Here is a 12,364-nt window from a genome sequence, read left to right as displayed (position 1 = left end):
ACTTTTCATGTTTTTATTTTGAGTAGGAAAGGAAGCGGACAATGAAAGTATTGGTAATTGGTAAAGGTGGGCGAGAACATGCCCTTGTTCATGCAGTAAGCAGAAGTGCAAGAGTACATAAAATCTATGCAGCTCCGGGAAATCCGGGAATGAAAGATCTGGCAGAATGCGTCGATATTTCTGACAGTGATGTAAATGGTTTGGTGGCTTTCGCAAAAGAAAAGGAAATCGATTTGACGATTGTAGGACCTGAAAGCTCTTTGAGTTTAGGTGTGGTTGATGCATTCCAAAAGGAAGGTTTGAAGATTTTCGGACCAACAAAAGATGCGGCACAAGTAGAGTCCAGCAAAGATTTCGCAAAAGCCATTATGGCGAAATACGGAATACCGACAGCAGCTTATCAAACATTTGACAATAAAGAGGATGCCATTCATTATGTAGAAAGTGAAGGAGCACCTATCGTTATCAAAGAAGATGGATTGAAAGCAGGAAAAGGGGTAACGGTAGCATATACCTTAAAAGAGGCTTTGGATGCTTTGGATATCGCTTTTGATATTCCCGGAAACAAAGTTGTCATTGAAGAATGTTTAGTGGGATTTGAATTTTCTCTTATTTGTTTTGTCTGTGATGATATCGTATTGCCAATGCAAGTTGCGCAAGATCATAAATGTGCATTTGATGGAGATATGGGACCGAATACCGGTGGTATGGGTGTTTACTCTCCAGTACGTAAGATTACACCTGAAATCATTGAGGATGCAATGCATTCTATTATGATACCAATGGCAAAAGCAATGGTAAAAGAAGGTCATCCATTTACCGGATTCCTTTATGGTGGTTTGATGTTAACGGAAAACGGAATCAAAACAATTGAATTTAATGCACGTTTCGGAGATCCTGAGGCAGAAGTTATCCTACCTAGATTAAAGAGTGATTTCTGTGATGTGGTAGAAAATATCATGAACCATGCGAAGACAGAATTAGAATGGGATGATCGTGTAACACTTGGTGTTGTTATGGCAAGTGATGGATATCCTGCTTCAAGCACAAAAGATGCTGTTATCAAAGGTTTAGATGATGTAGATTCTATGATCTTCCATATGGGAACTGCAGAAAAAGATGGAGAGCTTGTGACAGCAGGTGGTCGTGTTTTGATTGTCGTATCACAAGAAGATACTTTACAACAGGCGTATGATAAAGCGTATGCTGATGTAGCAAAGGTTCAATGTGATCAATTGTTCTATCGTCATGATATCGGAAAGAAAGATATGTAGGAGGAATAAGAATATGTTTAAGACAGACTTAGAGATTGCACAAGAATGCAAAATGGAACATATCAAAGATGTTGCCGCAAAAATTGGTGTAGAAGAAAAAGATCTTGAATATTATGGAAACTATAAAGCAAAAGTTTCTTTGGATCTGTTACATAGAAATGAAGATAAAGAAGATGGTAAGCTGATATTGGTTACAGCGATCAACCCAACGAAGGCAGGCGAAGGAAAATCAACAACAACCGTTGGTTTAGGAGATGCACTGAATCGTATCGGGAAGAAAACGATGATTGCATTACGAGAACCAAGCCTCGGTCCGGTCTTCGGTTTAAAGGGTGGAGCTGCAGGTGGTGGCTATGCACAAGTTGTTCCAATGGAGGATATCAATTTGCATTTTACAGGGGACATGCATGCTATTACAACTGCAAATAATTTAATTAGTGCATGTTTAGACAATCATATTCATCAAGGAAATGAATTGGATATCGATATAACACATGTAACATGGAAACGTTGTATGGATATGAACGATAGAACCTTACGTAGAATAGAAATCGGACAAGGTCCAAAGGCAAATGGTGTAGAACGTGAAGATGGCTTTAATATTACAGTAGCAAGTGAAGTAATGGCAGTGTTATGTCTATCTACATCTTTGATGGATCTGAAAGAACGTTTGGGTAATATGCTAGTGGCATACAATACCAAAAATGAACCGATCTATGTCAAAGATTTAGGCATTGAAGGTGCATTGGCTATGGTGATGAAGGATGCAATCAAACCAAACATGGTACAGACCCTGGAGCATAATCCGGTTTTGATCCATGGTGGTCCTTTTGCGAATATCGCACATGGATGTAACTCTATTTTAGCAACTAAGACATGTTTGAAATTAGCAGATTATACTGTAACAGAAGCGGGTTTTGGGGCTGATCTAGGAGCAGAAAAATTCTTGGATATCAAATGTCGTTTTGGTGGATTAACACCAAATGCTGTTGTGATCGTGGCTACCATTCGTGCATTGAAGCAACATGGTAATGTGGCATTAGAAGATCTAAAAGAAGAAAATGTAGAAGCAATGCTAGCCGGATGTGAAAATTTAGCGAAACATATCGATACCATCAAACAATTCGGTTTACCTTATATCGTTGCGATCAATGAGTTTGCGACAGATACTCCTGCAGAAGTGGAAGCATTACAGAACTGGTGTAAGGAACATGGACATCCAATGAGCCTATCTCAAGTATGGGCAAAAGGTGGAGAAGGTGCCATTGATCTTGCGCAACAGCTTGTAGAGCTTTGTGATCAGCCAAATCACTATGCTCCTTTATATGATGTGGAAGAAACCATTGAAGAAAAGATCACAGCCATTGCGACAAAAGTTTATGGTGCAGCACAAGTAGAATTTACACCGGAAGCAAAAGAACAAATTGAGCTTTACAATCATTTAGGTTGGAATCACATGCCAATTTGTATGGCAAAAACGCAGATGTCTTTATCTGATGATGCTAAGGTATATGGTGCGCCAAAAGGCTTTACGATCACAGTACGTGAACTTAGACCAAGTCTTGGTGCTGGTTTCCTTGTCGCATTGACCGGAAAGATCTTGACCATGCCGGGTCTTCCTAAAACACCAGCCGCAAATCAAATGGATATCAATGAAGAAGGACATATCGTAGGTTTATTCTAATTCCTATAAGGACCACACATTGTTGTGGTCTTTTTTTCTACTTCAATGTTTCTGATAAAAAGATTTTTATAACTGATGGAACTTCTGGATCATTCTTTTAAGTGTAAAATGGGATAAAAACGGCTATTATTTATTCTGTAACGGAATAAATAATGCTGATTATCGAATTGATACCGTTTACATTTTAATTTAGAATACAAGTAGGAGGTAAGGAAATGGTAATAGATGCAAATATGTATTGGCTTCCAGAATCCATCTTTCAAGAAGAGGAAGCAGAAAAATTCTTGGCAGAAGTTCCTAAAGCATATGGTATGAATGCTCGCTTCATAAAAAATGAAGATTCAGGTATTCATCAAATCGCTATAGAGAAACCTACATCATACCACAACTTAAATTATATTCAAGGTGAATACATCTTAGAAAAACAACTTGCGGATATGGATGAAGCAAAGGTTGAAAAAGCAATTATGAAAATTCCGGGATGTCATGAGTGGATGAGCTTACACACATGTAAAAAATTTAATGACGGTATGTATGCGCATGCCAAAAAAAGTAAAGGGAGATGCATCCCAATGGCCGTAGTGCCACCTTATGCATCAAAAGCATGTTTTGAAGAATTAAATCGTTGTAAAGAAATGGGGTTTAAAGGTGTACAACTATGTGCACATTATGGTGATTACTATTTAGATGATGATCTCTTCAAAGAATTCTTTGAGAAGCTGAACGAAGAGAAAACAACTGTATACATCCACCATACACCGGTACCTGTACAATATGATAGTTTGTATGAGTACAATAATCTACGCCGTTCTTATGGTCGATGTGTTGACCAAACAACAGCGATTTGTAGAGAACTATTCAGTGGCTTTTTTGATAAATATCCAAATTTAACTTTTGTACATTCCATGCTTGGAGGAGGATTCTTTGCGTTAGAACATATGCTTTTTCCTCACAAAGAAAAAGAAGCCAGTGTGAATCGATTTGAATCTGCTGATGATATCAAAACGCAATTCAAAAAACATATTTATTTTGAAATGTCACATGCACAACCTTGGGGAAAACATCAGTTAGAATGTGCGATTGCCGTATTGGGGGCAGATCACATTATATTTGGATCAAGTTATCCGGTAAAAAAAGAATGGTTGACACAGGGTACAGCATTTGTGGAAAGTCTGGCAATTACAAGAGAAGAAAAAGATATGATTTTATATCAAAATGCATTACGAATCTACAATATTGAAGATAAATAACGTATATTTCGTATATAATGAACAAGTGAAGAGGTGAACAAAATGAAGGAAGGCATATATGCAGGTTTTGGAAAGGCAAAGATCCGGTTGCCTAAGGAATTATTTCCGATTGAAAAATTCCATGGTGTACAGGATGATCTACATGTACGTGTTGCCTATATTCATGGCAATATAGCATATGTTATCGTATCGATTGAATTAACATCACTTCGTGAGTATGAAATGAAAGTACTAAAGAAAATCATACAAACTTATCTCGGTGTAGAAGCACAATATGTTCTGCTATGTGTCACACATACCTTCTCTGCACCTCATCTTCGTTCTTTAGAAGCTTTACAAAAAGATGCAAATTTATATAAAAAAAATGAAATGTTGGCTCATGCAATAGAAGAAGCACTTCAACAAGCATGCGAGCAGGTAAAGAAAACCGTTCAACAAGTTCAAATAGGTTATGGAACAGGATATTGTGATTGTAATGTAAACCGTGATATGCCCACACCATTTGGTTATTGGCTGGGTAAAAATGAGGCAGGTATTTCAGATAAACAGGTTCCTGTCTTACAATTCACTTCACTAGATGGAATTACCCTTGCTTATCTATATAGCTATGATGCGCAACCATCTATTATGGAACATGGCGATGAATTTGTAAGTGGAGATTTGTATGGAGCTTCTTCCTCTTATATTGAACAACATAGTCAGGCGATAGCGTTATATTGTCTAGGAGCAGCAGGAGATCAGATGCCAAAAGAAAAAGCTTGTGCCATGGTGGTAGAAAATGGTCAGCTTATAGAAAAAAAAGATGCTGAAAAGGGCCGTAGGTATCTAAAACTTTATGGAGAACAATTAGGAAAAAGCGTTCTACAAACGAAGATAACAAAAGATTCGGCTTCTATGATGTATGATTCTCTCATCACTTTATCATGTAGAGGACAACAGCGAATAGAAGATATTCATTCTATGCAGCCGGTTTTGACTTATACATATATAGAAACAAAACAGCATACTACATCATTTGTTTGCATATGTTTTCACGATATTGCAATCGTGGCTATGAAACCGGAACTGTGCAGTTCTACAGCTATGCAAATAAAACAGGCGTCACCTTTTGCGCTTACCTTTGTCATAACGATGGTCGATGGTGGAGATAAATATATGCCAGATGCTACATCCTATGATAACTTCACTTATGAAGCGAGAAATTCACATTATTATAAAGGTTCTGCAGAACAAGCAAGAGATGAAATTATTCATCAATTATACAACATGAAAGATCGAATAGAAAGAAGGGAAAAAAGATGAAGATAGGACACGCACGACACTGTATTACACCACAAAATGAATTTTACTTGATTGGGTATCGTAGTGATAACCGCTATGAACCGGCTACCGGTGTTCATGATGATATTTATTGTAATGCTTTATTGTTTGAACAAGAGGATAAAGAAGTATTTGTTTTCTCAGCGGATGTACTTGAATTTGAAGAAGAAATGGCAGAAGATGTCAAAACTATGTTACATGATCAATTTGGTATTGAACGAGATCTTATCTTATTGTGTGCTACCCATGATCACTCTTCTATCGTTTCCTACCATAAAGGTTGGTATACGAAAAAATTCGATCAAGCATATTATGATTTTTTCCTTGAAACAATAGTAAAAAGTTATATGGAATGCAAAGAGAATAAACAAGAAGCAACCATGAAATATGGAAAAGAAACGATTGTCGGATATTATGGTAATCGCAATCATCCAGGAGAATTAGCAGACAATGAAGTCATCGTCGTGAAGTTCTATGACTTACAAGGAAATGCTTTTGCAGGTTTGATCAATTGGGCAGTACATTCTACTGTTATCAGTGCAGAAAACACGCAATTAACAAGTGAATTAGCAGGAGAAGTAAGTAAACATCTTTATCCATCTTTTGGATTCTATCCAGCAATGATCGTAGGAGCCGCCGGTGATTGTAGTAATCGTAATGAGCGACAAGGAAATGATTTCGCAGAGTTAGCACGGGTTTCCAATGCGCTTGCTCAGGAAATTGCCGCCATACCGGTAGAAACATCAACATCATTTAAAGATATACGATATCTTACAATATTTCATACGATACATCATCATATGGAATTTGTACATACACAAATAAATGAGCAGATACAAAACTTGAAACAAACCATTGCGAAACAAGAGGATGAACAGACACGCAATCAAATCAAAAAAAGAATACATAATCTGGAGAAAGAATTAGAAGTTACACAATTTCATTTAGATGCGAAATGTAGTGTAATCGATATGGGGGCAATGCAATTCTTCGTTTTCCCTGGAGAACTAGGATCTGCATTTGGAATTGCCTTAAAACAAGCATGTGCAAATCTTGGACTGATCTTTGGCTATACCAACGGGTATTATGAGTACTTTATGCCAAAAGAAGAATATGGATTATCCTTTGAAACAATTGGTTGTAAGGTACCAAAAGGAGAAGCGGAGAAATTAATAGAAAAATTGAAACAAGCATCAAGATTATTATCAAATTCATAAAGGATACGTAAATTATCTACGTAGCCAAGGAGGATGTATGAAACAAGAAGCATATTTAGTTGCTCCTGTAGATGGTACATGTGTAGATTTATCCAAGGTACCGGATGACATGTTTTCAGATAAGATTATGGGAGATGGAGTGGCTTTTCAATACCAGGGGGATACCTTATATGCTCCCTGTAATGCAACGATACAGGTGGTAGCGCAAACCAAACATGCCATCGGAATGATAAGCGATGAAGGTTTGGAAATATTATTACATGTAGGTGTAGAAACGGTAAATCTAAATGGCAAAGGATTCCAGACACTTGTAGAGGAAGGACAACATGTAGAAGTTGGGACACCACTTTTGAAGATCGATCGTACTTTCATGGAAAAAGAACAAATCGACTTAATTACTCCCATGATCATGACTAATCAAGCATCCTTTACCTATACGATAGAGGGACTTGGCAAAGCAGTAAAACATGGAGAAAGTAACATCATACGATACAAAGATGCAAACAAACAGAAAGAAGGGACTATCATGAAATATCAAACTTTATGTGAAGATATCATTCAACATATCGGAGGAAAAGATAATGTTATTAGCGTTACCCACTGTGTTACTCGTTTACGTTTTAAATTGAAAAATGAAGAAAAAGCAAATACCGAAGTATTGAGTAAGATGAAAGGTGTTATGAAAATCATCCAGACAGGAGGCCAATATCAAGTTGTTATTGGTACCCACGTGGAAGATGTGTATCGTGAATTAATCCAAATCGGTGGTTTCAAAAGTGAGCAACCACTAACGATCAATGAGGATGCAGATACGAAAAAGCAAGGATTACTATCACGTTTCTTAATTTTGATGAGTGGAATCTTCCAACCAATCTTAAGTATCTTAATGGCAAGTGGTATGATCAAAGCCTTATTGAAACTTGTAGTATTGGCTGGTTGGTTAAGTGATACCAGTGGAACCTATACCATCTTAAATTCCATGGGTGATGCACTATTCTATTTCTTTCCTATAGCAGTTGGTTATTCTGCTTCTAGGAAGTTCGGTATCAAAGAAATATATGGAATTACGTTAGGTGCTGTTTTATCTTATCCAGCAATTTCAGCGTTATCCTCACAGGATGTCTTATATACCGTATTCCAAGGAACTTTGTTTGAATCAAATGTATATGCTGAATTCTTAGGTATTCCTGTCTTATTACCAGGAGCAGGATATGCAGGTTCAGTGATTCCAATCATATTAATCGTATTTGTTGCAGCGAAAATATACAAAGCTTTAAATACACATTTACCAGCTATGATTCGTTCCTTCTTCGTGCCTTTCCTAACATTAATGATCACCGTACCTTTAGCATTTGTCATAATCGGACCAATTGCTATGTTCATACAAGGTCTATTAAGTGAAGCAATCCAACTTATCATCAACTTAAATGCAGGTATAGCAGGATTAGTGATCGGTTCTTTGTGGTCTGTTCTTGTAATGTTTGGATTACATATGCCTATCATTATGATGTTTAATGTAAATATCGCAACTTATGGTTATGATATTATCAATCCATTGATTTTCTCAGGTGCTTTAGCAAGTATGGGTGCGGTCTTAGGTGTGATCATACGTACCAAATCTGTACAAGAAAAAAATATTGCTGTACCAGCCTTATTCTCAACATTCTTTGGTGTAAATGAACCAGCTCTATATGGTGTATTGATCCCAAGAAAGAAAATTATGTTCTCATGTTTCCTTGCTGCCGGTATAGGATCTATGATTGCCGGTTTCTGCGGTGCAAAATTATATGCATTTGGAGCTTCAGGTCCGTTAGGTCTACCATGCTTTATCAATCCAAATGGTATTGATATGGGATTTATCGGTTTATGTATTGGAGCTGTTGTAAGTTTTATATTAGCATTAGCAGCTGCCCTTTTCATCGGAGATAAGAAAGATGAAAATGCAATAAAATTAGGAGAAGAGTAAATACAATGTTAAAAACAGGTGGTGATGAAGGTTAACCACCTGTTTTGTTTTAAGGAATGGAAGCAGATATGGTATAATACTAATGTATAAAAGCAGAAGGGAATGTGGTTTATGGAATTGAATTATATTCGTGAATTTGTTGTTTTAGCAGAAGTAGGGAACTTTCTGGAAGCATCAGAATCACTTTTTATTTCACAGTCCTCTTTATCTAAACATATCAAAGTATTAGAGCATGAGCTTGGTGTTACCTTATTTGATAGAACCACACGAAAAGTTCACCTAAATGAATACGGGCGCACATTTCTAACATATGCAAAAGAAATCGCACGTGTACAATATGAATATAAAACAGCCTTGATCAATAAGCAAGAAGATATCTATCAGACCATTACGCTTGGCTCCATTCCGGTAATGGCACCTTATCGTATTACAGATATCATCATCAAATTCAAACAAGAAAATAAGAAGTTCTCGGTTAATTTAATTGAAGGAGATTCTTTTGATTTAAAAATGATGCTGCGCCAAGATAAATGCGAGTTAGCCTTTATACGGGAAAGCAAAAGTGATGATGATGAATTTACTAAGATTGCTTTTACCAATGATACATTGTCTGTTGTTTTACCAGCTTATCATCCACTTGCGAAAGAAAAGAAAATACGAATTGAACAATTACGTGGCGAGGATTTTCTGTTATTGCAACCTAATACTATGTTATATCATATTTGTCTTGATGAATGTCAAAAAGCAGGCTTCATACCTAATATTGCTTTTACGGGACAAAGAGCTGAAAATATAGTTGATTTGATTGAGAAAGGCATGGGAATATCCTTGTTAATGAGAAAACCAATCGAATATTTATCAAGCGATAAAATTAAAATTGTTGATATTGAGCCAGCTATTACAACAGATATCAAACTGTATTATAAAAAAGAGAAAGAACTAACCATTGCCGCAAAACATTTTATTGAGTGTGTGCAGTTACAAAAGATGAAAACTGATCGTACGCAATAAATAGGTTTTATTCTAATTGTCTTCGTAGTGTGCTAATGTAGAAAAAAGCAAAGGGCCTTAGCTATTGCATTTGTTGAATGAAAGATTAGATAAAACACTGATTTTTTATGATATTTCTGCTTTACAAACTCTTTCTTGGACTACTTTATGTGATATTTCAAATATAGATTGCTTTTCCTTTATGAGCTGAGTATAATAGTATGGTAATTAAAAAATAAGGGAAAGTTTGATTGAGAGAAATCTTTATTGAGGTAGAAAATGATGAAATTTTTTAAAAAGCCCGGTGAGAAAAAAATACTGATTTATAGTCCGGTTAGAGGGAAACTTAAGGATTTATCAGAAATAGATGATGATAGTTTCCGTAGTGAAAAACTGGGAAAAACGGTTGCTATCGAACCATTGGAAAATACGATATATGCTCCTGTAAATGGTGTCATCAAAGGAATCTTTCCAACCTGTCAGTCAATTGCTATCAAAGCCGATAGCGGTGCGGATATTCTGTTACATATCGGTGTGAATACACATTTGTTAAATGGAACCGGATTTATTAGTCATATTCATAAGGATGACAAGATCACAATAGGAAAACGTATGCTTGAAATTGATCGAGAGATGATGCTTTCTAATCATTTTGATCCTACGATTTTATTAATTGTGACAAATACACCTGAGTTTGCTTCCATTAAATTATTAAAAGAGGATTCTGTACTTGTAAAAGATGAATTGTTACTTGCAATAAAGAAAGATATATAAGAATTGAGTTTTCTATAGGAGAACTCTTTTTAATATAAAAGACCATGCTTAGCATGATCTATTTCCAATACTTCTTTTTATCTTCATCAGTAATTGTACGAATAACTTTACAAGGATTTCCAGCTGCAATGACACCGGAAGGAATATCCTTATTTATAACACTACCTGCACCGATGACTGTATGATCGCCAATCGTAACACCTGCAAGGACGACAACATTTCCACCAATCCAAACATTATTTCCTACCGTAATCGGATAAGCATATTCCAATCCTTGATTTCTTTGTTCGACATCTAAAGGATGACCGGCACAATAGAAGCCACAATTCGGTGCGACAAAGACATCATGTCCGAAAGTAACCTTAGCGCAATCAAGGATCACGCCATTGTAGTTCATATAAAAATTATCGCCAACCTCGATGTTATAGCCATAATCACAATGAAACGGTTGTTCGATATGAATGCTACCCTCAACTTTACCAAAAATCTCTTTTAGAAGTTTTTTTCTTTTTTCCTTTTCACAAGGGTGTAACTGATTATATTCGTAACATTTCTCTAAACATGTTCCACGTTCTTCTTTTAAATGTTTGTCATAGTTTGCGTCATATAATAAACCAGCAGCTGCTTTTTCTTTTTCTGTCATCATAAGATCCTCTTCTTTCTTTAAAAATTATAATATGTACGGACATAAATGTCAATGCGGTTTTGTGGAATAGAAAAAAATAGACTTTTTAAATTCTAAAAGATCATCTTTTGTCTTCTGACATTTCGGTATCAGAGGCGAATTTCAAAATAGGGTAGTCATGATAATTTAATACGATGGTTGGTGTTATCAAATTAATGTATCTTTTATACAATCCTAACAAAGGTTCCCTGTGATTGTACCAAATAGAAGTACAATTCCAAATATGCCATTTGATGCTATAGTAGATGTACTAGCTTATATTGGTAAGAATGAACTTGAAATTATTGATCAAATCTACTTCCTTTGTTGCAAAATTGTTGAACGTTTCATTTAAGAAAGTTATGAAAAAGTTCTTCAAGCAATTACATTGAAAAAACTGCACCAAGTGAAAAAGTAACTAAAGAAGTTCTTGATGAAATGATTAAAGCTAACAAAGGTTTTGATCAGAATTAAAAATAAAAAAGTTCATTTTGATATTCGAAATGAACTTTTTTGTCTAAAGATAAAATAAAGATTTTCTTTTATTTAGTCATTATGAATGCAATATAGTCTAAAGAAAAAAATATAAATGCAAGAAAAATACCAATTAAACAAGCATTCTTAATTAAATAATGGTGAGCTTTTCTTTTCTCGCACCACAGTATTATAAAACCAATAATAGGAAAAAGATAGCTTATGATCAAAGTGAAAATCACAATTACTTTTTCTTTGATTGAGCTGTATCGAAAATCAGTCAATGATTGCAATTTCTTCACCTTCTTTGATGTCTTGGTTCCATTTCTTCATTACCTTAGGGACATGGCCATTCGTACATACTACCATGGTTGTTACATCGAAACCGTTTTCCTTTATTTTTTGAATGTTTACTTCAGCGATACGATCACCTTGATGGATGGTATCACCTTGTTGAACAAATATGTGGAACCCATCACCTTGAAGTTTAACAGTATCTATTCCAATATGAATGATAAGCTCAATATCATCATTTACGATACCCAATGCGTGACCTGTAGGAAAAACAACGGTAACAGTTCCAGAAATTGGTGATAAAAACGTATTTCCTGTTGGTTCAATGGCAAATCCTTCTCCCATTGCTTTACTAGCAAATGCATTATCATTTACCAAGGAAAGGTCAATGACCTTTCCTTTTACAGGTGATACAATTTTATTTCTCTTTGTTTGTTTGAATAAGTTCCACATAAGA

At 35.7% G+C, this 12,364-nt stretch carries 11 protein-coding genes; 9 read left to right on the top strand and 2 right to left on the bottom strand.

What is annotated here, in order from left to right:
• The first annotated feature begins 41 nt into the window (after positions 1–41).
• The 8 genes from purD to UGRO018_RS09415 all read left to right on the top strand — a co-directional run bounded on the left by purD (position 42) and on the right by UGRO018_RS09415 (position 10,475).
• Positions 42–1,274 (top strand): phosphoribosylamine--glycine ligase, encoded by a 1,233-nt coding sequence (gene purD / locus UGRO018_RS09450; protein WP_416326242.1) that lies wholly within the window; start codon positions 42–44, stop codon positions 1,272–1,274.
• 13 nt (positions 1,275–1,287) lie between these two features.
• Positions 1,288–2,958: a formate--tetrahydrofolate ligase gene (locus UGRO018_RS09445; protein ID WP_416326241.1), complete on the top strand. Its 1,671-nt coding sequence runs from the start codon at positions 1,288–1,290 to the stop codon at positions 2,956–2,958.
• A gap of 215 nt (positions 2,959–3,173) precedes the next feature.
• Positions 3,174–4,208 carry an amidohydrolase family protein gene (locus UGRO018_RS09440; RefSeq protein WP_416326240.1) on the top strand — a complete coding sequence of 345 codons (1,035 nt, stop codon included), beginning with the start codon at positions 3,174–3,176 and terminating at the stop codon, positions 4,206–4,208.
• Between the two features lie 42 nt (positions 4,209–4,250).
• On the top strand, positions 4,251–5,510 hold the full coding sequence (locus tag UGRO018_RS09435) for a hypothetical protein (RefSeq protein ID WP_416326239.1): 1,260 nt from the start codon (positions 4,251–4,253) through the stop codon (positions 5,508–5,510).
• Positions 5,507–6,745 carry a neutral/alkaline non-lysosomal ceramidase N-terminal domain-containing protein gene (locus tag UGRO018_RS09430; protein ID WP_416326238.1) on the top strand — a complete coding sequence of 413 codons (1,239 nt, stop codon included), beginning with the start codon at positions 5,507–5,509 and terminating at the stop codon, positions 6,743–6,745. The genes UGRO018_RS09435 and UGRO018_RS09430 overlap by 4 nt, the downstream gene beginning before the upstream one ends.
• 37 nt (positions 6,746–6,782) lie before the next feature.
• A complete protein-coding gene (locus UGRO018_RS09425) occupies positions 6,783–8,711 on the top strand; it encodes a glucose PTS transporter subunit IIA (protein WP_416326237.1) in 1,929 nt (642 codons plus the stop codon).
• A 111-nt stretch (positions 8,712–8,822) separates the two neighbouring features.
• Complete coding sequence (locus UGRO018_RS09420) at positions 8,823–9,722, top strand: LysR family transcriptional regulator (RefSeq protein WP_416326236.1); 900 nt, start codon at positions 8,823–8,825, stop codon at positions 9,720–9,722.
• 261 nt (positions 9,723–9,983) lie between these two features.
• On the top strand, positions 9,984–10,475 hold the full coding sequence (locus UGRO018_RS09415) for a PTS sugar transporter subunit IIA (RefSeq protein ID WP_416326235.1): 492 nt from the start codon (positions 9,984–9,986) through the stop codon (positions 10,473–10,475).
• Between the two features lie 58 nt (positions 10,476–10,533).
• Here the strand turns inward: UGRO018_RS09415 and UGRO018_RS09410 are convergent, their stop codons facing one another.
• Complete coding sequence (locus UGRO018_RS09410; RefSeq protein ID WP_416326234.1) at positions 10,534–11,121, bottom strand: sugar O-acetyltransferase; 588 nt, start codon at positions 11,119–11,121, stop codon at positions 10,534–10,536.
• Positions 11,122–11,350: 229 nt separating this feature from the next.
• On the opposite strand from UGRO018_RS09410, the gene UGRO018_RS09405 reads away from it, so the two are divergent.
• A complete protein-coding gene (locus UGRO018_RS09405; protein WP_416326233.1) occupies positions 11,351–11,494 on the top strand; it encodes a hypothetical protein in 144 nt (47 codons plus the stop codon).
• Between the two features lie 395 nt (positions 11,495–11,889).
• Here the strand turns inward: UGRO018_RS09405 and UGRO018_RS09400 are convergent, their stop codons facing one another.
• The gene (locus UGRO018_RS09400) at positions 11,890–12,360 is read right to left on the bottom strand and encodes a PTS sugar transporter subunit IIA (RefSeq protein WP_416326232.1); all 471 of its coding nucleotides are present in this window, start codon (positions 12,358–12,360) and stop codon (positions 11,890–11,892) included.
• Positions 12,361–12,364 lie beyond the last annotated feature (4 nt).

This window comes from Hoskinsella mucinilytica, assembly GCF_045223415.1.
GTDB lineage: Bacteria > Bacillota_I > Bacilli_A > Erysipelotrichales > Erysipelotrichaceae > Hoskinsella > Hoskinsella mucinilytica.
Note: the sequence above shows the minus strand (reverse complement) of the source record. Positions and strands in the feature narration are given on the sequence as shown.

Coding starts and splice junctions, on each gene's coding strand:
- purD (WP_416326242.1), top strand. CDS start 42: ATGAAAGTATTGGTAATTGGTAAAGGTGGGCGAGAACATGCCCTTGTT.
- UGRO018_RS09445 (WP_416326241.1), top strand. CDS start 1,288: ATGTTTAAGACAGACTTAGAGATTGCACAAGAATGCAAAATGGAACAT.
- UGRO018_RS09440 (WP_416326240.1), top strand. CDS start 3,174: ATGGTAATAGATGCAAATATGTATTGGCTTCCAGAATCCATCTTTCAA.
- UGRO018_RS09435 (WP_416326239.1), top strand. CDS start 4,251: ATGAAGGAAGGCATATATGCAGGTTTTGGAAAGGCAAAGATCCGGTTG.
- UGRO018_RS09430 (WP_416326238.1), top strand. CDS start 5,507: ATGAAGATAGGACACGCACGACACTGTATTACACCACAAAATGAATTT.
- UGRO018_RS09425 (WP_416326237.1), top strand. CDS start 6,783: ATGAAACAAGAAGCATATTTAGTTGCTCCTGTAGATGGTACATGTGTA.
- UGRO018_RS09420 (WP_416326236.1), top strand. CDS start 8,823: ATGGAATTGAATTATATTCGTGAATTTGTTGTTTTAGCAGAAGTAGGG.
- UGRO018_RS09415 (WP_416326235.1), top strand. CDS start 9,984: ATGAAATTTTTTAAAAAGCCCGGTGAGAAAAAAATACTGATTTATAGT.
- UGRO018_RS09410 (WP_416326234.1), bottom strand. CDS start 11,121: ATGATGACAGAAAAAGAAAAAGCAGCTGCTGGTTTATTATATGACGCA.
- UGRO018_RS09400 (WP_416326232.1), bottom strand. CDS start 12,360: ATGTGGAACTTATTCAAACAAACAAAGAGAAATAAAATTGTATCACCT.